The sequence below is a fragment of the Pseudomonas mandelii genome (assembly GCF_024138395.1).
GTDB lineage: Bacteria > Pseudomonadota > Gammaproteobacteria > Pseudomonadales > Pseudomonadaceae > Aquipseudomonas > Aquipseudomonas mandelii_E.
In genome coordinates, this window is record NZ_JAMYDU010000012.1 from 100,922 (window position 1) to 123,119 (window position 22,198).

Below are 22,198 nucleotides of genomic sequence, written 5' to 3' on the forward strand. Positions count from 1 at the left end.
GTTGAAGCGCCTGAATACGTTATTGGACAGAAGGTTATATTTTTGACTAGTGACATTTGACAGGCTGCCTGCAGTGGTCGATACCTATCAAGGCCGGCGTTTAACAAAGATGAAAGTGCAGTGAACAGCTATACGCCGCCCCAGCATCTAGCAACGTTCGAAGTGCTTGTTTTTTAAAAGAACCGACGGTTCGGACCCTGCGGTAGCTTTGGCCACATCACTGTAGTGTTAAGCAGTCGTTACAACTCTCACTAGTAGCCTTGAGTGTAACGCAGCACAAGAATCATCGTTAATTAATCATTGCGCACGCCAGATTATTGACTGACGTAAAACTCTACCGTTAGTTGTGCATTACATGTTTCACGATTGATACAGCAGTTCTAATCATTCGCATCACAAAAAATATCCTTGGGAGTCAGGCAATGATCAGTCTGGAATTAATGGGGCATTACACCCCGAATTTGCTGGACGCCAACAAGGCCTTTTCCTTCATTAACTTTGCATCCGTCGGCAGTCTGTTCGACCGGGACCCGACGTCCATCGCCTATTTTTGCGACGGCATGCTGATGTCGACCTTCATGTCGCGCATCACCGGCCGCACGATCGGCCGGGTCAGCTTCGACTTCACTTCCATCGCCGACGCGGTGTTCAGCTGCGCCGAGAAACAAGGCAAGCGCCTTTATTTTGTCGGTGCCCGGCAAGCCGAACTGGACCTGTTCCTCAATAAGATCAAGGCTCGCTACCCCGCGCTGATTATTGCCGGTCATCACAATGGTTATTTCGATGCAGCGCAGGCCGCGTGCATCCAGGCAGACATCTGCCGCAGTGAAGCGAACATCCTGATCGTAGGCTTGGGCGCCGGGCTGCAGGAGCGGTTCGAGCAGGATGCCCTGCGTGCCGGTTTCACCGGGGTGGCATTTACCTGTGGCGGTTTCATTCGCCAAGAGGCCACAGCCACTCATCAATATTACCCTGAACTGATCAACCGCCTGCATCTGCGCGCGTTCTATCGGATGTACCGCGAACCGCACACCATCAAACGCTACCTTATCGATTACCCGACCAATTTTGTTCATCTGTTGGTGATGATCATCCGGCGAAAAGTGACCATCAATATCACTTATCCCTAAGCATCCGGCACCGAGCAACGACCATGCATATCCTGTTCATCCTCAAGGACTTCAAGCCCGATGGTGGCCTCGAGCGTGTCCAGCAACGCCTGGCCAGACAGTTTCTCAAAGATGGCCAGCGTGTCAGTTATTTCGTCATGAACGGCGACACGCCAGACGATGAAGGGGCTGCCACGCTCAATGGCGGCGGCAATGGAATCGTTGGCCTGCTCAAGTCCATCGTATTGCTGCGGCGGATTATTCGTCGCGAACAAGTGACCCACCTCATCGCCGCCAAAGAACAAGCCAACCTCTGCACCTGGTTTGCCACCTTGGGTCGCCCATGCAAGGTTATCTATAGCCGTCATGCAGCACTGGATTGCAGCGAACAAAAAATCAGTCCCGCCACCCTGCGTCTGCTCTATGCGTTGTACCTCTGTGGCAACGGTCGGGTCGTGACGGTTTCCAACGGCTTGCGCCAGTCCCTCGCCGAGCTCGTGCCCTGGGGTCGCGAACGCATTCGTTATTGCCCCAATGCCGTGGTCACCGAGCAACTGCTCAGCGCCGCACAGACGCCCATGCTCACCGGTTTGCCGACCGAGTTCTGGTTAGCGGTGGGACGGCTGGTAGAACCGAAAGGTTTCCACCTGCTGCTCGATGCCTATGCCATGGCCTTGCGCAGCGCCGCGCTGCCGGATCTGGTGATCATCGGCGATGGCCCGCAACTCGCCGCGCTGACCTCACAGGCCAGCCACCTGGGCATCGAGGGCCATGTGCATTTCACCGGTTTCCTGAGCAATCCCTACCCTTTTATCAGGCAGGCACGACTGCTGATCCTGAGTTCGTTTCACGAGGGCTTGCCGACCGTGCTGATCGAAGCCTTGGCGCTGGGTACGCCAGTGTTGGCCTGCGACTGCGAAACCGGGCCCAGGGAACTGCTTGATAACGGCCGTCTCGGCGACCTGGTCAAGGTCAATGATGTAGCGGCGCTGGCCGAAGGGATGCTGCGCAGCGTGACCTCGCAAAGCCAGGCTGCGCCAAGCGGGGAAGTGGCCGCTGAAGCCGTCCGACAGTACACCAGTCAATCCGCCGCGCAAGCGTACTATCAGGTGTGGAATCAATGAAAAGATTGCTGATTATTCTGCAGGACCTGAGCGGTGGTGGCGCCGAAAAAATGATGGTGCGCCTCGCTGGAGCGCTGACTGATGCAGGCAATGACGTGACCTTGCTGATGCTCACCGGCGCAGGCGTGAACTCGGCTGGCCTCGACCCCCGGGTCAAACAGGTGGAATTGCACAGTGCGCGCAGTTCCCGGGCAGTGCCGGCGCTGGCACGCTTTCTTCGCCACAATCGCTTTGACGCGCAACTGGCCGCCCTCACCCATGTCAACGTCGTGGCCATCGCCGCCGCCGCGCTGTCCGGTACGCTGGCGCGCCTGCATGTCAGCGAGCGCAACGCGTTTTCCCATGACAAATACGTCAACCCCGCATTGAAAGTGCGTACGGCCTATCTGCTGGCACCGCTGCTGTATCGACTCATTCCCAATCCGGTGATCTGCGTCTCGCGCGGTGTCGCCCAGGACCTGGTCGACACCACCATTACCCGCCCGCAGGATGTCACCATCGCTGACAACCCGGTGCTCGACAACGATTTTCGTGACAAGGCGCCGGCACGTCCGAACCACCGCTGGCTGTCGAAAAAAACCACCCCGGTGATTGTCGCCGTAGGTCGCCTGGCACAGCAAAAAGGCTTCGACGTATTGCTCGATGCCTTCGCCCGATTACCCGATCCCAATACCCGATTGATCATTTTCGGCGAAGGCGCGCTCAGAACCGAATTGCTCGAGCAGGCCGTCACCCTGGGTGTGGCCCACAGATTCGATCTGCCGGGCTACACCAGCGATCCATTGGCGGAAGTGGCAGCGGCCGATTGCTTTGTGCTGTCGTCGCGTTTCGAGGGCAGCCCCAATGCGCTGGTCGAGGCCATGTCCACGGGCACCCCGGTGGTGGCGACGCACTGCCCTTATGGCCCGCAAGAGATTCTCGACAATGGCACGGTCGCCCCGCTGGTGGCGGTCGACGACCCTGACGCACTGGCACAGGCAATCACCGTGGAACTGTCGTTGCCGCGTGATTCAAACCGCCAGGCCCGCATTGATGCCGCTGCCCGCTTCGTCAGCGCCTGCGCGGCGAAAACCTATCTGGACGCTTTACTTGGAAGCCAGTCGTCATGAACAAGCTGGAAGTCAGGTACACCACCCTGCGCAACGCCTTCACGTTGTTCGGCGTGCTGTTCTATACCCAGGTGATTGGATTTTTTTTCGGGCTGGCTGATGTGTCGAGGCTGGATGCCGCCGAAAAAGACCTCGAAGGCAACGCAATCAACCAGATCTGCGGCCTGATCACCCTGCTGGTACCGCTGTTTTTCTTCATTCGCAACAAGGTCTTCCTCAGCAAAAGTTTTTACCGGAACAATGTCTTCCTGCTGATGTTCATGCTCTGCCTGGCCGCATCGATCAGTTGGTCCCACGACCCGATGTTAAGTTTCAGACGTTTTGTGGCGATCATCAGCGTGTTCTTCTTTGCAGGTTTCGTCGCCTACAACTACAGCCTCGAGAAAATCGCCTTCATGCTCGGCTGCATCATCGGCGCTGCAGCGTTTTTAGGCTTGATATTCGCGCTGTTCAGGCCTGACATCGCCTTCGTTTATGGCGGTCCTCGCGATGGTGCGTTCAAAGGGATCTTCCCGGAAAAAAATGCCGGCGCACGGATCAACGCGGTCGCTATTCTGTTACTGCTGCCGATGATCCGTCAGCGCAATCCCTGGGCCCTCCTCTGCTCGTTGTTTTCGCTGATCGCGATTGCGCTGGCCCAATCCGCCACCGCCATAGCGCTGATCTGCGCAGGCACGGTGAGCTATTGGTACTTCCTCACGCTGATCCGCTTGCACATCAACCGTTCATGGCCAGCGTTCCTCGGTACGATGATCGTCTATGTGCTGATCTGTTTTTTTCTATACAGCAATTATGCGTTGCTGCTGGAGCTGACCGGTCGTGACCCGTCACTCACCGACCGCACGCGGATCTGGGAACTGCTCACACCACTGATCGAAGCCGAATTTCTCAAGGGTTACGGCTTCGGCGCCTTCTGGTCCAGCCCAAGCGCTGAAGTATTCATCAACCGTTGGGGTTACATCGGCAATGCCCACAGCGGTTACATGGAAACCTTGCTTAACGGCGGCATCGTTCAGTTGATAGCGCTGATCTTGATGCTGGTCCAGGCGCTGATCAAACACTATCGGGCGGTGGTAGCTGATCAGTCGGCGCGGTTCCACGCCAGCGCAATGGTCATCATCGGATTGTTCATGCTCACCAACTATGTGGCGTATGTCGTGCCTAACTACCGCTCGGCGGAGTTTCTGGTGTTCTGTGTCCTGGCCCTGTCATTCCGTCACCACCACGCCAAACGCCCCGGCCTGGCAAGACGTCCTTTCACGTCTGGGGATGGCGTCACGCTTGCGGGCGTACCCGCCAAAGCGATGTCCAAGGAGAACAGCCAGTGTTGAACGTTCCCTCCCAATTACCCTGCTCGGTCATCAGCGTGTTCCGGCGGATGCTCGAGCACTCGTGACGAGCGCTGATTTTCTTCGATGTAAACCGACCTTGCACAATCCCTATGCACGGGTGAAAACACTGCGCAAGACGCCCTGAGTCTGGACCTTGCCCATGGCCAATCGTCGCCTGATGACATTAATCTGGATCTTCACAGAAAAATTCGGCCTGATTTTCCTGTCCATGATTACCTTCATCGCTTTTGCCAGGCTCATGTCGCCGGCAGAGCTGGGGATGGGCACGGTGATCATTGCCATTGTCGAGGTACTGGCCATTCTCTACTCGTCAATGCTCGAAGACCCACTGGTACGTTTGGAGCATCTGGAAGAGAAACACATCTGTACGGCCTTCTGGTTCGCCGTGCTGATCAGCCTGGCTTCTATCGTCGTCATCTCGTTCGCCACAATGCTGTATACGACGTCCCTGATGATCCAGTGGATGACGGCGGCCGCCTCGGTGAAAATCCTCTTCACCATGATGGCGCGGGTGTATGTCGTGGAGATGCGCCGCACCAGCAACTTCAAGATGCTGGCCTCGCGCACGCTATTGGGCAAAGTGGCCGGTGGCGTGGGAGGCATTGCCATGGCGCTGTGGGGATTTGGCGCGTGGGCGTTGATCGCTCAGGTATTGATCATGGAGTTCGTTTCCGTCGTTGTATTGATGCTCGGTAACCGCCGCCGGATTGCCTTCTACATCGACGGGCCATTCCTGCGCGAATTGTTGAGGGCCGGAACACCGGTTGCGATCAACGTGATGAGTTGGCAAATGCTGCAGCGCGGCGTCAATGTGGTACTCGGTATTACGGCCGGCACCCACGCCGTCGGTATGTTCAATATGGCCATGCGCATCATCGATCTGCCTCGCACGGCGATTTACAACGGCCTGATGAGTTATGCATTGCCGGTGTTTGCCCGGCGCGGCAGCGATACCCCGCGGTTGATCGGGTTGATCAGCGACTCGACGGCAATCAGTGGTTTCCTGCTCACGCCGCTGTTCATCGGCATCGCGTTAACGGCCGAAGACATCATCCTGTTGATATTCGGCGCGAAATGGGCAGAAGCCATTCCCCTGCTGCAAGTGCTGGCGTGCACGGCAGCCATCGGCAACACCGCCATGTACGCCACGACAGCCCTGGTGGCGGTCAACTGCACCCACCTGACTGTCAAGGCTGAAGTCGCAACCACGCTGCTGGCGCTGGCGCTGGTTTACAGCCTGGGTCACCACTACGCAGGCATGGCCGCAGCCGTGGCTTTGCTGGCGCGGATGGTGATCATCACGCCCCTGCAGATGCGTGGGTTGAACACGGCAATAGGTTACGGTTGGCGCCCTGTCTTCGAATCCAATTATCGCAGCGTGATCGCCTCGCTCATCATGGCTGCTGCCGTGGTGTTTGTTTCTTCGCACCTGGGTTTGCGCGGCTATCTGCACCTGGCCTGCAGCATCGGTGTCGGTACGCTGACTTATGCGCTGGCCTATAGCGCGCTGCACCCGCGGTGGCCGCAGGAGTTCAAATCGGTGTTTACGGCTCGGTGAATACTCTTATCAATGCATGGGTATCTACACATCTCTTGAGCACAGAGCTGGCGATTATTGCCCTTTGTAGGAGCGAGGCTTGCCCGCGAAGGCGGCCTGATAGCCAACCTGTTTCTTGCAGATGTACTCCGATCAAAATTGTGGGAGCTGGCTTGCCTGCGATTGGCGGCCTGATAGTCGACGGGACTCTTTGATCGGGTGCATATCCGTTTCTGCGGTTATGGCCGCTGGCGGTTTCGCTTTTACAGCGAGTCACTTTCGAAAAGCGCGAAAGTAACCAAAGCGCTTTTGCCCCGCCATTCGGTGCCTCGCCTAGGCTCGGCATGCCATAACGAAGGCATTGCTCCGGGGGCACGCCGCCATCGGCCATCCATGGCCGGGGGCGGCTACCGCGGCATCCTTGCCGCGGTGCCCCCTGCGCAACGCCTGCGTTCGGCCTCTGGGAAAGGGGCAACAGATCAAGATCAAAAGCCAAAGCAACGGCAAGCAACAGCAACCGCAAGATCAACAGCTTCGCGAGCAGGCTCGCTCCCACAGTTGGATCGGGTACATCCCGGGAAGATTGGTCGGCTGACGGGTCGCCATTGCAGGCAAGCCAGCTCCCACAATTGGACTGGGTACATTCGGGGAAGATTGGTCGGCTGACGGGTCGCCATCGCAGCGATGCGGCGACCCGACAAGCCACACAAAAATCAGCGCACATCCGCTCCGCTTTTCACCACTCAACAGGCCGAGCGTTAGCTCGCCTGCAGCTGTTGATGTTGACGCACCGCCCCCTCGAGAGGCCGAGCGGAGGTTCTGCGCAGTGGGCAACCCGGCATGGATGCCGGGTTAGCCGCGCACGGCCATGGATGGCCGATCGCGGCGGGCCCACGGAGCAGGACCGGAGCGAGGGCATGCCGAGCCTAGGCGAGGCACCGAACGAAAGGGGCAGAAGCCTTTTGGTTACTTTGGGGCTTTTCCAAAGTGACTCGCTGTAAAAGCGAAACCAATAGAAGCCGTGACCGCAGCAACGGATATGTACACCGAATCGGGAAGACGTACAGCGTCCCACCCAACACCTGTCTCTCGCACGGATCGCACTCCCTATCTTGACCGTCTTCTTGTGACCGGAGGAGCGCCCTATCATGGGAAAAACCACGCTGATTACAGGCGGAGCCGGCTACATCGGCTCTCATACCACTTTGGCCCTGATCAACGCCGGCCAGCAGGTGCTGGTGCTCGACAACCTGTGCAACAGCTGCCGGGAATCGCTCACGCGTCTGGAGCGTTTGACCCTTGCTCGGGTCGATTTCATCGAAGGCGATATTCGCAATACAAAGCTGCTCGACGATATTTTCAGCCGCTACGACATCGATGCCGTGATGCACTTTGCCGGCCTCAAATCCGTCGAGGAAAGCGTTCGAAAGCCGCTGGATTATTACGCCAACAATGTGGTCGGCACGCTCAATCTCTGTCATGCGATGGCCCGCCACGAAGTCTTCAAACTGGTGTTCAGCTCATCGGCCACCGTGTATGGCGCCCCCCGGCAGATACCGATCATTGAAGACCTGGGCACCGGCAAACCGATAAGCCCCTACGGTCGCACCAAGCTCATGACCGAAGAATTGCTCGCCGATCTGTGCCTGTCGGATCCGCGCTGGAGCATCGCTGTGTTGCGCTACTTCAACCCGATCGGCGCGCACGAGAGCGGGCAGATCGGCGAAAACCCCAATGGCCGGCCCAATAACCTGCTGCCTTGCCTGACCCAGGTCGCGATGGGGCGAGTGCCCGAACTTATGGTGTTTGGCAGCGACTATCCCACCATTGACGGAACGTGCGTGCGCGACTACGTGCATGTGGTCGACCTTGCCGATGGCCATCTCAAAGCGCTGCAAGCTTTGCAGAGCAGAAACGGCGTCCATGCCTGGAACCTGGGAACCGGTATTGGCTATAGCGTTCTGCAGATCATCCGCGCCTTCGAGGACATCACCGGTATTACCATTCCCTTTCGCTTCGCGCCGCGCCGCGCCGGCGATATTGCCGAATGCTGGGCCAACCCCACCAAGGCCGGGCGGGATCTGGGCTGGTACGCACAGCGCGACCTGGTGCGGATGATCATCGACACCTGGCGATGGCAACTGCGTAATCCGCATGGATACCACGCCCCGTCCGATTTATTGGCACCCGTTGCGGTAAAGCAACGGGTATGAGCAACAGGTCCATATCCAGGTATGTCCTGCTGATCATCCCGGCAGCGGTTGTTTGCAACGCGCCTGGCGCGCGATGCCAGTCAGTTAAGCAATTTCAGCCGCGAGGCACTCTTTGTAGCAGCTGGCGAAGCCTGCGTTCGGCTGCGTAGCAGTCGTAAAATCAGAGATCGCGGTAGGTCAGGCAAACCACATCAGCCGGATTGACGACTGCTACGCAGCCGAACGCAGGCTTCGCCAGCTGCTACAGATCGCGTTATGGCTTAACTGATTGGCATCACGGCAAGTCTGGCTCCTACCCTGCACTACCCAAAAACCTGGAACACACCCTAAAAGAGGTCGCAGCAATGAACGGTACGATGACTTCCGATCAAGCGATAGCCTGCCTAAACCTGGCGCTTGAACGTAACAAACAACTGTTCAGCGACGCCTATCAATTGAGCCATGCCGCCCTTGATCTTCTCGATCAGCCCCACATGGACATCGAAAAGTTCACGCACTATCAGAAGAAAAGACGACAGGCCGATCTTAAATACCTGGAAGCCATCGAGCACTTGCGATTAATCAAGGCTGAATACCCGGTCCATCTCTTATCAGCTGAGACCTCAACACATCAGCCGCAGATTTCGGCTGAAGAATGACGAGCAGCCTGTCACCGCGATCCGGCACCGCACTTGCGCCCCGCAGGGCAAGTGACCCAGCTGCAATGGCACACCGATCAGGATCGTCGGCCCAATTCCCGCAAGAGCGAGCGGTGTGGTTTAAGGTCCCTGCACAAATCAACCAACCTTGTCGTTGTCCTGTTCTGGCGTTTCGATGCCGGGCTCTGCTTCGCCAGGTTGTGGCCGCGTATTGGTAGTCGATGGCGCCTGCTCATCAGGCGCTTCATGCGGGTAACCGGGCATCCCTCGGGCGTCACTCGGGCCTTGGCGATGGTCTTCAGCGTTCCTTTCCTTGTCCCAGTCTGTGGTGGCATTCGGATCTTCATCGCGGCCCGCGGTACCGAGCACGCAGCCGTCGTCATTGGGGTTGCTCAAATCCTCGGTGGGCTCATCTTTGGTGGTAGAAGGATCGGGTTTCATCTCAGTCTCCAATACGAGGTAATGGAACTTCTTTGGAGACACTGTCCGTGCCAGAGTGCAGGGCAATTGACGAATGGTGTCTGCGACCTGAGCAATGATTCGGGCCAAAAAAAAAATGGACCTCTTTTCAGAGGTCCATTTTTTTATGCCTGGTTGCGGCAAGCAGGCCTGGGCCGACCCTCAAAGGTTATCCCACTCTACAAACACTCATCCAGAAAACTCACCACCGTCCCCATGCAACCAACCCGCTCCTCGACATGAGGCATGTGGCTAGAGTTTTCGAACAACGCCCAACGCGCGTTCGGGATCAGCTCCAGATAGGGTTTGACCACCGTCGGTGTGGCTTCATCGTAGCGACCGGAGATCACCAGCGTCGGCACGTTGATCTGTTGCAAGCGGTCGACAATGGTCCAGTCTTTCAGGCTGCCTATCACATGAAACTCCGTCGGCCCGCTCATGGCATGGTAAACGGTGGGGTCGGCATCGACTTGGGCAAACGTACGCGCGACTTCATCCGGCCAGGGAAGGACGCGACACACATGATTGTCGTAAAAAACCCTCGATGCTTCCTGATAAGCAACTGCTTGAAAATCCCCTGCCCGTTCGTACTCGAGCAATGTTTGATGCACACCGCCAGGCAGTAGTTTGCGTAAGCGGTTGGCTTCCTCAACCCAGACGCGCATATCCGCAGGGGAATTGGCGAGGATCAAGGCCCGTAGTCCCGCCGGTTGCCGTACGGCGTGCTCACTGGCGAGCATGCCGCCCCAGGATTGCCCCAGCAGCGCGTAATTGTCGCTGATCTCAAGGTGATCGAGCAGGTTATCCAGTTCATCGAGAAACAGCGCTACATTCCAGAACGAGGCGTCTTTTTCCGGTAGGTGGGTCGAGCGACCGTTACCCAGTTGGTCATAATGAACCACCGGATAGCCACTCGCGGCGATGTCCTTGAAAGCGTCGACGTAATCATGCGTGCAGCCCGGGCCGCCATGCAGAATCACCAGCGGTGTGTTTTTACCGTCGAACTTACCGGTGATGCGGTACCAGGTCTGATAAGGACCAAAAGGTGCGAAGCCTTCGCGTATAGATGCCATTTCTCTTTGCCGTCCCTGAAAAACCGTACGGCACACGATACCGGGATCAGATCCTCGAAATAACTAGAGAAACAAATAGGTTTCTGCCCTGTTTCAGCTATCGAGCAATCGATAGTGGGTAGCCCTGACCACAGCCTGGACCCGGTTCTTGGCCCCGAGTTTATGCATGGCCGAAGTCAGATGGAGGCTGATGGTGGCCATTGAGCGATTCAGTTGTTTGGCGATTTCAACCGCAGTCAGGCCCTCAGCCGCCCATTTAAGGCACTCGCGCTCACGTTTGGTCAGGTGAATGGGAGGCGTGTGAGCCTCTTTGCCCAGCAACGGGTAGGCCGCTTCCTGCAACGCATGGGAAATCAGGCTGAAATCCGCCAGGGTCCGCCGGGCATCGCGCAACACACTGGCGCTGCTGCCGGTACGCAGCCCGGTCAAGGAGGCGAAACCGCCTCTGGGCAGATGAATCGGGACCGACACACCACAGGTCAGCTGAGTGTCTTCCAGATAACTCACCACTGGCGCATGGCACTGACTGATCACCGGCTCCAACAAGGTGTCAGTCCCGGGTTTGTAAGACCAGACAAAGGGTGAAACACAATTGAGTGCAACCTGCTGGACTGGGTCGATCTGGTAGTAACCCTCTGCACACCAACGCGTATGCCAATCGGCTGGAGTATTGCGCAGTTTGAGCACCGCGGGCGTGATCAACTTGCCTTCATGGTCCAATGGCACCGGGCTGTAGTCGTACACCAAGGCATCAAAGCCCAGCTCCTCGGCTAATAGCATGGCGTTGTCCATCTGCTCATCCAGGCTCTTGCCCGACAACAGACGGGGGTTGAGGTCAGATAGCTTGGTCTGCATCCATTGCGCTCCCTAATTAATTTCAATCCTGAAATTCAGCACGTAGAATGCCACGCGTCGGCGCGGGACTGCCAGACAAAACCTATAAGAAATACTAGCTTTTGGGCGCATGACTTACTCAGTAAGGTTGAGCCATTTGGTCAGCGTGCGAACCGGCCAGCATCATAAAGGGAGCGTGCGATGTGGCGTGAAATCGAACCGGACCAACAAATAAACGTTGAAGTCGACGGCCACAATCTGGTGGTTTACAGCTTTGGCGAGGGCGATGAAGTCCTGCTGTGCCTCAATGGAGGCCCGGGGCTTCCCTGCGATTATCTGCGTGACGCCCATGGCTGGCTCAAGGACAAGGGGTTGCGAGTTGTCGCCTTCGACCAACTCGGCACCGGCGCGTCTGACAGACCCGAAGACCCATCCCTGTGGGACATCACCCGTTATGTCGCGGAGGTAGAAACCGTCCGGCAGGCCCTCGACCTGGGCCGTGTGCACTTGATGGGGCACTCCTGGGGAGGCTGGCTGGCAATCGAATATGCCATTTACCACCCTCACGCACTCAAAACCCTGATTCTGGAAAACACCGTAGGCGATATCCCGCACCTGTCTCAGGAACTGGAACGTCTGCGTGGCGCGCTGGGCAGCGAAACCGTGGCCATGATGCAACGTCATGAAGCCATGGGCACTCTCGATCACCCGCAATACCAGGCGGCGATCACCCTCCTCAACTATCGCCACGTCTGCCGTCTGGACGAGTGGCCGGCGCCGGTCACGCGCTCTTTGGGCGACTGGAACATAGGGCCCTACACAACCATGCAGGGGCCGAATGAGTTTCTCTACGTCGGCAACCTGAAAAACTGGAACCGTCTGCCGGAAATGGCCGATTTCACCATGCCGGTATTGATTACCACCGGCCAGCACGACGAACTGACCCCGGCTTGTGCCATGCGCATGAAAATGGCGCTCAAGGACGCGGCACTGCATGTGTTCCCCAATAGCAGCCACATGCCCTTCTACGAAGAACCTCACGCCTACTTTCCGGTGTTGCTGGATTTCCTCCAGCGGCACCGAGGTTAGTCGATGAATCTGTCGCGTTACCGTTTCATCCTGTCACGGCCCCTGCAGCTGCTGCCGGTGCTGTTCGGCATCAGTCTCATCACGTTTGTGCTAGTGCGCTCGATTCCCGGCGACCCGGCGCGCGCCCTGCTCGGCTCGCGCAGTACGCCGGAGGGGCTGCTCAGGGTTCGCGCCCAGTTCGGCCTCGATCAGCCGCTGTGGATGCAGTACTTCTACTTCCTGAAAAACCTGTTCAACGGCGACCTCGGCCAGTCATTGCTGTACAAGGTCGACGCCTTGAAGCTGATCAGCACGCGCATCGAGCCCACGTTGTTTCTGGTGCTTGGCAGCGTGCTGCTGGCAATGTTGATCGCGGTGCCGCTGGCCACCGTTGCGGCCCGTAACAAGGGCGGCTGGGGCGACAACCTGATCCGCCTGTTCACCACCGCCGGCCTCGGCATGCCGGCGTTTTGGCTGGGGATCATGTTGATCCTGTTATTCAGCGTACAACTGGGCTGGTTCCCGGTTTCCGGCTATGGCCGCTCCTGGCTGGACAAACTGCACCACATGGTTTTGCCCTGCCTGACCATTGCCCTGGCGTTATCGGCAGTGCTGGTACGCAATCTGCGAGCGAGCATGCTGATGGAATTGCAAGCCGACCACGTCACCGCGGCTCGGGCTCGCGGCCTGCCTGAAAACGCGGTGTTTCGACGTCATGTGCTACCCAACTCGCTCGTACCCGCCGTCAACCTGCTGGCGGTGAACATCGGCTGGCTGATCAGCGGCACAGTGGTCATCGAGAGTCTGTTCGCCATTCCCGGGATCGGCCAGTTATTGGTCCGGGGCATCTTCACCCGTGACTATATGGTGGTCCAGGGCGTGGCAATGGTGCTGGCCTGCGCCACCGTGGCGGTAAACTTTCTCGCCGATGTGGTGACTGTGGCCATCGATCCACGCGTGAAAATCCGATGAGCAGTCAGGCAACGACGGCCCCCCAACTGAACCTGCGCCTGGGTTTGCGCAATCCTCGATTGGCAATGGGAATGGGCCTGGCAATCCTGCTCGGCTGGCTGGTGCTGGCGATCTTCGCGCCCTGGATCGCGCCCTTCGATCCAATCGCCCAGAACACCGATATTCGCCTGCTGGCGCCCCATCTGGCCCACCCGTTCGGCACCGACAATTTTGGCCGCGACGTCTTGTCTCGAGTGATCTGGTCGGCCCGCATCGACTTGCAGTTGGCGGTGATCGGGGTGATTTTCCCGTTCCTGATCGGCACCTGTGTCGGGGCCTTGTCCGGCTACATCGGCGGGCGTTTCGACACGTTCTGCATGCGTCTGATCGATATCATCCTGGCCTTCCCGTTCCTGGTGTTGATGCTGGCGATCATGGCAATCCTCGGCCCCGGACTGATGAGTTTTTATATCGCCATGGCCTTGGTGGGTTGGGTGTCTTACGCGCGGTTGATCCGCTCGCAGATCCTGATACTCAAGGAAAGCGATTTCGCCCTGGCCGCCAAAAGCCTCGGCTTCGGTCATGGGCGCATTCTGTTTCGGCACCTGCTGCCGAACGCGATGTTTGGCTCGATCGTGTTTTCCATGTCGGATGCGGTGCTGGTATTGCTCAACGGCGCGGCCGTCAGTTACCTCGGCCTCGGGGTTCAACCACCGACCGCCGAGTGGGGCACGATGGTCGCTGAAGGCCAGAGTTTCATCACTTCCGCCTGGTGGATCTGCACCTTTCCGGGATTGGCGATCGTCACCCTGGCCATGGGCTTCAGCCTGCTGGCCGACGCTGTCGCCGAACACTTGGGTGAACGCTCATGAGTGCGCCCGTGCTGAAGGTCGAAGAGCTCAGCGTCATTGCCCGTAAGGGTGAGCACGAAGTGACTGTGGTGGATCGCTTGTCCTTTGACCTGGCCGAGGGTGAAGTGCTCGGACTGGTAGGAGAAAGCGGCTCCGGCAAAACCATGGCTTGTCGCGGTTTAATGAGGCTGCTGCCGTCGCCGAACCTGCGAGTCGAAGGCACAACCGTGCAGTTGGCCGGGGAGAATCTGTTGCACCTGGATGAGGCCGGCATGCGCCGCATGCGTGGGCGTCAGCTGGGAATGATTTTCCAGAACCCCAGCAGCCATCTTGACCCGTTGATGCGCATCGGCGAGCAGATTGGCGAAGGTATCCGTCTGCACCAGGGCGCCAGCAAGCGTGAAGCCCGAGCCCAGGCCATCGACGTACTTCGGCAAGTGGGCATTCCCGATCCGCAGCGGCGAGTCGACAGTTACCCTCACGAATTTTCCGGCGGCATGCGCCAGCGAGCGATGATCGCCGTGGCCCTGGGTTGCAACCCGAACGTGCTGATCGCCGACGAACCGACCACCGCCCTCGACGTCACGGTGCAAGCGCAGATTCTGCGCCTGTTGCTGGATCTTCGCGACCAGCGTGGCCTGTCGATCATCTTGATCACTCATGACTTGGGGGTCGTTGCCCAAACCTGCGACTCGATTGCCGTGATGTACGCCGGACGCTTGTGCGAGCACGGCAACAAACACGAGGTGCTGGCCTATCCACGCCACCCTTACACCGCTGGGTTGATCGACTGTCAGCCGGCCACCAGTCACGGTCACGCATTGCTCAAAACCATCGCCGGGCAACCGCCCCTGCTCGACGCCCTGCCCCAGGGTTGTCGGTTCAATCCGCGCTGCCAGCAAATCGGCAACCAATGCACAACACTGATGCCGAATTTGCAGCCCGTCAGCCATGGACACCGCATCGCTTGCCATTACCCCTTGGCCGCCGGAGACCGCTCATGACCCTGCTCAAGGTCAAGGATCTGCAGGTGCGCTTCGCCGCGCCGGGCACTGGTCTGCTGGGCATGAACCGGCAATGGCTGACAGCCGTCAATGGCGTTTCGCTGACCCTTTCGGCCGGAGAAACGCTCGGGCTGGTCGGCGAGTCGGGCAGTGGCAAAAGCAGCTTGGGACGGGCGATCCTGCACCTTAATGAGATTTACGCCGGGCAGGTGCTGTTCGATGGCGTCGACATGGCTCACGCGGGGAAGGTCGACATAGAGCGGCTGCGTCGTGAAATGGCGATGGTTTTTCAAGACCCTTACGCCGCCCTCAACCCACGCCTGAGCATCGGCCAGACCCTGGCGGAAGTGCTCCGGGTACAACGCAAAGTGCCAGAATCGCTGATTGCCGCCCGAGTCGATGAACTGCTGACTCTGGTTGGCCTGCGCCCCGAGTTGGCCTCGCGCAAACCGCACGCCTTGAGCGGCGGCCAATGCCAGCGTGTCGGGATCGCCCGCGCGCTGGCCGTGGAACCGCGCCTGATCGTCGCCGACGAATGCGTGGCCGCGCTGGATGTATCAATCCAGGGGCAGATCATCAACCTGCTGCTGGAACTGCGCCAACGCATGAACCTGGCGATTGTGTTCATTGCCCATGATCTGGCGATCGTTCGCCGGCTCTGTGATCGGGTGGCGGTGATGTATCTGGGCAAGATCGTCGAAGAAGGCCCCGTCGAGGAAGTATTTCGCTCCCCGCGACATCCTTATACCGCCGCACTGATTCAGTCGATTCCGCAGATCGACCCGGCCCGGGCGCTACCCATCGACCCTTTGCCCGGAGAACCGCCCAGCCCCTTGCAACTGCCATCCGGCTGCGCCTTTCACCCACGCTGTCGCTATGTTCGTCCCACCTGTAGCCAGGTGGCGCCCCCTACCCGTCAACTCGACGCTCGCCGTTACGACTGCGTGCTCGAAGAGCCTCTGCTTTAAAAACAATGCACCCATCAAGAAGGAGTTTGACCATGCGATCCAGGCATTTGAAATTGCTCGCCGCAGCCACATTGACCGCTTGCACCCTTGCCAGCGGTATCGCTCAGGCGGCCGGTGTACTCACCATCGGTTGCCGTGAAGAAAGCACCACGTTCGACCCGATCAAGAGCGCGCAAAACCGCGATACCTGGGTGTTTTCCAATGTCTACGACACCCTGATCCGGGTCGACAAGGCCGGCAGCAAGATGGAGCCCGGTCTGGCTGAAAGCTGGAAAGTCTCCGACGATGGCCTGACCTACACCTTCAAAATGCGCGCGGCGAAATTCTCCGACGGCTCGCCGATCACGGCCGATGATGCGGCATTCAGTCTGTTGCGCACTCGTGATAACAAGGCCTCGCTGTGGAGCGATGCCTACAAACTGATCGACACGGCGAAAGCGGCCGACCCGCAGACCCTGGTGGTCACCCTGACCGCCCCGTCGGTACCGTTCCTCTCGCAACTGGCCTCGCCGACCGTGTCGGTTCTCTCACAGAAAGCCATGACCCGCATGGGCGAAGATGCCTATGCCCAGGAGCCTGTGGTCTCAGGCGCATTTTTTGTCAAAGAGTGGCTGCGCGGCGACCGCGTGAAGCTGGAGAAGAACCCGCACTTCTGGCAGGCCGACACGGTCAGTCTGGATGGCGTGGAGTGGATTTCCATTCCGGACGACAACACCCGGATGCTCAAGGTACAGGCAGGCGAACTGGACTCCGCGATCTTCGTACCGTTCTCGCGAGTCGATGCGCTGCGCAAGGATCCCAACCTGACCATCCACTCCGACCCTTCCACTCGGGAAGATCACCTGCTGATCAACCATGAGCACGGGCTGCTGAGCAAACCTGAAGTACGTCAGGCACTGGACATGGCGATCAATAAAAAATCGGTGGTCGATACCGTCACCTTCGGCCATGGTCAGGAGGCTTATTCCTATATCCCCAAGGGCTCGCTTTACCATTACGACGACAATTTGAAGCGTCCATTCGACCCAACCAAAGCCAAGCAGATGCTGAGCGATGCCGGCGCAGCGGGCATGAAGCTGAATTACGTAGTCAACGCTGGCAACGAAGCCGATGAGCAGATTGCCGTGCTGGTTCAGCAGCAACTGGCAGCCGTTGGCGTGACCGCGAACCTGCAAAAGGTCGACCCCACCCAGAGCTGGCAGATGCTGGTCGACGGTGACTACGACCTGTCCGTGATGTACTGGACCAACGACATCCTCGACCCGGACCAGAAAACCACCTTCGTTCTGGGCCACGACACCAACATGAACTACATGACCCGCTACAAGAACGACAAGGTCAAGAATCTGGTGTCATCTGCCCGAGTGGAAGCGGACCCGGCCAAGCGTGAACAGATGTATGTCGACCTGCAGAAGGTCGCCAAACAGGACGTCAACTGGATCGACCTTTACTACAGCCCGTACATCAACATTTCGCGCAAGAACATAGAAAACTTCCAGCAAAACCCACTGGGGCGTTTCTCTCTTGAGGAAACGGTGAAGAACTAAGCAATCGTTGCATGGAAAACAAATGGACCTCTTTTCAGAGGTCCTTTTTTATGCCTGGAGCAGGGATTAAAAACCCACATCCAGCACCACACTGTCCAGATAGGTTCCCGGTGGCGGTGTACTCTGGTCGGCGTAGATTTTGGCGTTGTAGTTGAAGATCTGACTGCCAGTGCCCAGGCCGTTGCCGGGGTTGACCTCGGCATCGGAGCTGGTGCGACGGGCCGTTCCGACGCTGCCCCAACGGGTGGTTCCGGCGCTCTTGAAGAGGTCATAAGCCAGGTAATTGCTGCCTGAGATCATCCGCCTGCGCCCGCCCACGCCGTCAGCATGTTGACCATCGTCCAGCCCCACCGTGTAGGTACTGCCCTTGGTGCAGGCCAGGTTGATCGTCTGGCCAGTGACGGTGGCGAAGGAGCTGATTACCGAAGCGCTGCCAAAGCTGATGTTCGGCGCAGTGATCGTGCAATCGTTGTCCACGGTCATGTTCACAGTCAGGCTGGTGGAACCGCTGTTGATGTCTCGCCCCTGGCAACTGCCGCCGCCACCGTAGTCATGGCAATAATCCCAGCTCCAGAAAATATTCAGGGTTTCAGAATAGATCCCGGCCGCTACGTTGCTGCCGATAATCGTATTCAGGTAGATCGGTGCGGCCTTGGCAACTGCCGGATTGGAAAGCAGGCCGAGGGCATCGATGATCGAGTGTCGGGCAAAGTCGAACGCTACGCCACGAGTGATCGGATAGCTGGAGCTGTTGTTGGCAAACAGCGTGTAGCCAATCACATCACTGGTGGGCCCGACCGCTCCTGCGGTGGCTGACGTAATGGTGGCGTAAAAATGATCATCGCTGACCAATGACGACGCCAGCGAACCGGTGCAACTCAAACCGGCATGGGGGGTGGAACTGGTTTGCAAAGTGGTACGCACCGCGATCGAACTTAGCGAGCCAAAACCGGCCGGTGAAGTACTGGCCACTTCGCACAAGGCATAGACCTGACACGGCAGAAAAATCGCCATCAGCCTGATCACTTTACCCGGCCACCCATCAGAAAATTGCACACCCATCTCCCTGTTCTATTGGCGTTTCATTGACACAGCAGCGGCCCGATCAACGGCACCTGATCCTGTTGCAGGTCCAGCGTGAACTGCGCCTGGCAAGTCCGGCCATCGGCCAGGGTCACCTGCAAACTGTTGTGCGCTTCCAGGTTTTCCAGATAGACCAGCCCGTCCCAACCGACCACCGCGTGCGTCCCGTTCTGCTCGTGCCGCACGCGGCTGCCCAAGGGCAATTCGTGTTGCTGCGCATCCACCAGCACAACACTCGCGGCAATGATCCGGCTCAGGGGAAACTCCAGCAGATAGCCACTGCCACGGCGCACCGCCACCCGTTGTTCAACATTCGAGCTCTGCACATTGGTCGGCAGGTTCAGTGGATCGATTTCATATTTGCCGCGGTAATAGGCGCTGCTCCAAGGCACCAGCAGATGACCGTTTTTATCCGTCTGGCCCACCCGTTGATTCTCGTAACGCACCGGAATGTCGGCAAAACCACCGGTGCTGACCACGACGAAAGCATCATCGATACGATTGGCAACGAACACTTGATGGTCCATCCACACCAGCGAACCGCTGGCATCGGCCCAACGGGTTTCGGCATCACTGCTGCCATAAACCCCAGCCTGCAATTGCACCGATTGCAGGCGCCAGGTCAGGTCAGCCTGACGATAATCCGGGCCTTCGTCGTGGGCATAACCGAGGTTGAAGCCCACGCCGCCTGCGCTGGGCACAGCGCGACTGTAATTGACACGCTGGCGGCTTACGCCGGTCTTGCTGCGCTCGCCACTCATACTCAGGGTGCCACGCAGGTCGAACGGGATGACCAGTTGCGCCTGCATCGCCCAGTCGCTATCGCCGATCTCGCGATTGGCCGACAAGTAAAAACTGGTATTGCGCCACAGTGGCTTGCTCCAGGTCAGATTGAGTAACCGGGTGCGCGAATCATCCGCCGCCCGCACATCGAAATAGCCCGCACCGAGGCTGCCCCAGCCGTTGAGACTCACGCTCAGGGTCAACTGCTCGCTACGCTGGCTGAGGCTGAGATAAGGGCTGTCGACAACAGTCAGGTCGGCGTACTGGTCGCGGCGCTGCATACGCTGATAAGAAACGCTGTAGTGCTGACTGCTGTATTGATAACCGAGGCTGACTTGCTGACCGCTATTGCCGTCGAACCGGCTTTGACTGACCGCCGTGTTGAGCACACCGAAATTGCTCAGGCGCAGGTTGCCGCCAACGCCACCAAGGGCCAGCGCGTCCGAGGCTTCGGCGTGGGTTTCGAGGGTCAAACTATCGTTCAGACCGTAACGCAGGCTGCCGGAGGTCACACCCGGGCCGTAACCGAAATCGCGAATCCCGAAGTCACGGCGCAGGCTACCGGCGGCCACCGAGAAGTCCATCAGGCCTTTTTGCAGCAGGTTGCTGGTGACATAGAACGGCACGGTGGTCGAGACCTGTCGGCCGAGGGCATCGGTAGTGACCACCACCGCCTCGCCCGCACCGTTAATGAACGGGATATTGGTCAGCGTGTAGGGACCGGGCTGCAACTCGGCGCTGCTGGACTTGTAGCCGTTGATGAACAGGTCGACCGATGAAGGTACAGCCGCTTCCCCGGCGAACTGCGGCAACGGGTAGGTCACCAGGTCCGGGCGCACGCCGAAATCGCGCGACACTTGCACACCGCCCAAACGCACCGAACTGCTCCAGGGCAAGGCGCCGCTGACTAGATCGCCCGCCTCGTAAGTCAGCAGACGTTCATCATCGGAGTACCGCCAGGTGGTGTCGTAACGCCGATAACCGTTGTTCAGTGTGCCGTTGCTGATTCCGGAAATCGTGCGTCGGTATTGCCCGGTGTTGGACAACGTGCCCCAACTGTCGAATAGCCGCACCTCGTTCCAGGCCGCGAGGTAAGTGCCGCTGTCATCGGTGTCGTTGAGGTACAGGTCGTAGTTGAGCAAGGCGCCGAAACTGCTCAACGCCGCGGTGCGTGGATACGCCTCACGGCTGCCGACAAACTGCTCCGGCAACCAGTCTGGCGGGACGGTCAATAACAGCCGCTGCCCCCGACTGTCATAGTCGCTATGCAATCCTTGCAGACTGTCGAGGGCGACCTCGGCGCTAAGGTTTTGCGACAACTTCATACCGATTTCACGTAACACCGCGACCGGCACAAAGAAGCGCCCGCCGCGCTGCTCTACCGCCACCACACGCCCGGTATTCATTTGGTTGACAACCAGTTCCAGAAACAACTGCGCATCGACAATCGCCTCCATGCCGCTGGGGGCTGGCGGCAGCTCTGCCGCCAGCCCGTGCCGAGCGAATACCAGACAGCACATTCCAATCACGGCCCACAGCGGACGCTTGATACTACGAGCCCGATCCTGGCTCATCACCGCTTTACGTCCGTCAATGGACATTCCTTACTGTGGCGATCAAGAGACGCGCACAACACCTGTGGCTAGGGGGCTTGCAAGCTCCCTCGCCACACTGTTCCCATCACCGGGCTATCACCGCGCCGGCGCAATACTCTGAACCTGCGGCGCACCATTGACCCGTACTTGCAAGGCCTGATCCGCACTGATCGGTCCCGGTGTCGGCCATCGCATGATCGCCCCCGGCAGCACATAGCCGAGCAATCCCTCAACCAGCGGCCGTGTCTGACCGCCCTGCTTGAACGCGACATCGGTCAGCCGGGCATGCACCGCGCCCTGATTGCGCACCTCCAGGTAGGAACGGCCATCAACCGCTACCTTGCGCCAGCTCAGATCAGGCACACCGGCGCCTTTGGGGTCGCGTTTACGGTTCATGTCTTCCTTGCTCCACAGACCGGCGCCATAGGCAAACAGCGGCACCGAATAGCGCATTTGAAACCGGATGGCAGCAGCGGTTTTGCCATCCTCGGCCGTCACGGGTCGGGCCGCCGGGATTTCATCGATAATGATGCGATAGGCCAACTCCTGCCCCGGCGGTATATCGCGGGTACGGGTCAGGCGCACGAGCTGCTTGTGCCCGGGCTCGATCTTCGCTACCGGCGGGCTGCCAATGACATCGCGCTGGTTCTGATACTGATCGCTGAAACCACTCTGGCTCCAGGCAAACACCCGGATCTGCAGATTCGCCGTCTCGTTGCCGCGATTTTCCAGCCACAGCGCACTCGCCTGTTGATCGGCCTCCAGCACCGGATCGATCGGCCAGATCAGCACCGAACTGGCCGCCTGCACCTTGACCCCGCCCAGCAATACCATCGCCAGCACAGCGCAACGCGCGACCGGTAACCTGCGCAAAGGTGAATACATATGCCCTACTCCTTA

The 22,198-nt window shown here is 58.7% G+C and carries 19 protein-coding genes; 13 read left to right on the forward strand and 6 right to left on the reverse strand.

Annotated features, from left to right (window positions below; genetic code table 11):
* Positions 1-422 precede the first annotated feature (422 nt).
* From NHU87_RS18370 to NHU87_RS18400, 7 genes are all read left to right on the forward strand, one after another.
* Entirely contained in the window at positions 423-1,130 is a 708-nt protein-coding gene (locus NHU87_RS18370) for a WecB/TagA/CpsF family glycosyltransferase (protein WP_253551418.1), read from the forward strand.
* Between the two features lie 23 nt (positions 1,131-1,153).
* Positions 1,154-2,233 carry a glycosyltransferase gene (locus NHU87_RS18375; RefSeq protein WP_253551419.1) on the forward strand — a complete coding sequence of 360 codons (1,080 nt, stop codon included), beginning with the start codon at positions 1,154-1,156 and terminating at the stop codon, positions 2,231-2,233.
* Positions 2,230-3,342 (forward strand): glycosyltransferase, encoded by a 1,113-nt coding sequence (locus NHU87_RS18380; RefSeq protein ID WP_253551420.1) that lies wholly within the window; start codon positions 2,230-2,232, stop codon positions 3,340-3,342. The genes NHU87_RS18375 and NHU87_RS18380 overlap by 4 nt, the downstream gene beginning before the upstream one ends.
* Entirely contained in the window at positions 3,339-4,673 is a 1,335-nt protein-coding gene (locus NHU87_RS18385) for an O-antigen ligase family protein (RefSeq protein WP_253551421.1), read from the forward strand. The genes NHU87_RS18380 and NHU87_RS18385 overlap by 4 nt, the downstream gene beginning before the upstream one ends.
* Positions 4,674-4,833: 160 nt before the next feature.
* Complete coding sequence (locus tag NHU87_RS18390; protein ID WP_253551422.1) at positions 4,834-6,252, forward strand: oligosaccharide flippase family protein; 1,419 nt, start codon at positions 4,834-4,836, stop codon at positions 6,250-6,252.
* Between the two features lie 1,127 nt (positions 6,253-7,379).
* The gene (galE, locus tag NHU87_RS18395; protein ID WP_253551423.1) at positions 7,380-8,444 is read left to right on the forward strand and encodes a UDP-glucose 4-epimerase GalE; all 1,065 of its coding nucleotides are present in this window, start codon (positions 7,380-7,382) and stop codon (positions 8,442-8,444) included.
* Between the two features lie 344 nt (positions 8,445-8,788).
* Positions 8,789-9,082 (forward strand): hypothetical protein, encoded by a 294-nt coding sequence (locus NHU87_RS18400; protein WP_253551424.1) that lies wholly within the window; start codon positions 8,789-8,791, stop codon positions 9,080-9,082.
* Positions 9,083-9,220: 138 nt separating this feature from the next.
* Here the strand turns inward: NHU87_RS18400 and NHU87_RS18405 are convergent, their stop codons facing one another.
* The 3 genes from NHU87_RS18405 to NHU87_RS18415 form a co-directional block, all read right to left on the reverse strand.
* Complete coding sequence (locus NHU87_RS18405; protein WP_253551425.1) at positions 9,221-9,523, reverse strand: hypothetical protein; 303 nt, start codon at positions 9,521-9,523, stop codon at positions 9,221-9,223.
* Between the two features lie 197 nt (positions 9,524-9,720).
* Positions 9,721-10,614: a proline iminopeptidase-family hydrolase gene (locus tag NHU87_RS18410; RefSeq protein WP_253551426.1), complete on the reverse strand. Its 894-nt coding sequence runs from the start codon at positions 10,612-10,614 to the stop codon at positions 9,721-9,723.
* A 93-nt stretch (positions 10,615-10,707) separates the two neighbouring features.
* On the reverse strand, positions 10,708-11,469 hold the full coding sequence (locus NHU87_RS18415; RefSeq protein ID WP_253551427.1) for a LuxR family transcriptional regulator: 762 nt from the start codon (positions 11,467-11,469) through the stop codon (positions 10,708-10,710).
* 180 nt (positions 11,470-11,649) lie between these two features.
* Here NHU87_RS18415 and NHU87_RS18420 point away from each other — a divergent pair, with 180 nt between their 5' ends.
* Genes NHU87_RS18420 through NHU87_RS18445 form a run of 6 tightly spaced genes read left to right on the forward strand, consistent with a single transcriptional unit; the run spans position 11,650 to position 17,837 of the window.
* Entirely contained in the window at positions 11,650-12,537 is an 888-nt protein-coding gene (locus NHU87_RS18420; RefSeq protein WP_253551428.1) for a proline iminopeptidase-family hydrolase, read from the forward strand.
* A 3-nt stretch (positions 12,538-12,540) separates the two neighbouring features.
* Complete coding sequence (locus NHU87_RS18425) at positions 12,541-13,488, forward strand: ABC transporter permease (RefSeq protein WP_253551429.1); 948 nt, start codon at positions 12,541-12,543, stop codon at positions 13,486-13,488.
* Positions 13,485-14,339 (forward strand): ABC transporter permease, encoded by an 855-nt coding sequence (locus NHU87_RS18430; protein ID WP_253551430.1) that lies wholly within the window; start codon positions 13,485-13,487, stop codon positions 14,337-14,339. The genes NHU87_RS18425 and NHU87_RS18430 overlap by 4 nt, the downstream gene beginning before the upstream one ends.
* Positions 14,336-15,322, forward strand: coding sequence for an ABC transporter ATP-binding protein (locus NHU87_RS18435; protein ID WP_253551431.1), 987 nt, complete (start codon positions 14,336-14,338; stop codon positions 15,320-15,322). The genes NHU87_RS18430 and NHU87_RS18435 overlap by 4 nt, the downstream gene beginning before the upstream one ends.
* Positions 15,319-16,290 carry an ABC transporter ATP-binding protein gene (locus tag NHU87_RS18440; protein WP_253551432.1) on the forward strand — a complete coding sequence of 324 codons (972 nt, stop codon included), beginning with the start codon at positions 15,319-15,321 and terminating at the stop codon, positions 16,288-16,290. Before NHU87_RS18435 ends, NHU87_RS18440 begins: the two co-directional genes overlap by 4 nt.
* Before the next feature lie 32 nt (positions 16,291-16,322).
* On the forward strand, positions 16,323-17,837 hold the full coding sequence (locus tag NHU87_RS18445; RefSeq protein ID WP_253551433.1) for an ABC transporter substrate-binding protein: 1,515 nt from the start codon (positions 16,323-16,325) through the stop codon (positions 17,835-17,837).
* Positions 17,838-17,903: 66 nt separating this feature from the next.
* Here the strand turns inward: NHU87_RS18445 and NHU87_RS18450 are convergent, their stop codons facing one another.
* The 3 genes from NHU87_RS18450 to NHU87_RS18460 all read right to left on the reverse strand — a co-directional run bounded on the left by NHU87_RS18450 (position 17,904) and on the right by NHU87_RS18460 (position 22,183).
* The gene (locus NHU87_RS18450; protein WP_253551452.1) at positions 17,904-18,851 is read right to left on the reverse strand and encodes a Csu type fimbrial protein; all 948 of its coding nucleotides are present in this window, start codon (positions 18,849-18,851) and stop codon (positions 17,904-17,906) included.
* A 68-nt stretch (positions 18,852-18,919) separates the two neighbouring features.
* The gene (locus NHU87_RS18455; RefSeq protein WP_253551453.1) at positions 18,920-21,277 is read right to left on the reverse strand and encodes a fimbria/pilus outer membrane usher protein; all 2,358 of its coding nucleotides are present in this window, start codon (positions 21,275-21,277) and stop codon (positions 18,920-18,922) included.
* A 117-nt stretch (positions 21,278-21,394) separates the two neighbouring features.
* Complete coding sequence (locus NHU87_RS18460) at positions 21,395-22,183, reverse strand: fimbrial biogenesis chaperone (RefSeq protein ID WP_217856114.1); 789 nt, start codon at positions 22,181-22,183, stop codon at positions 21,395-21,397.
* Positions 22,184-22,198 lie beyond the last annotated feature (15 nt).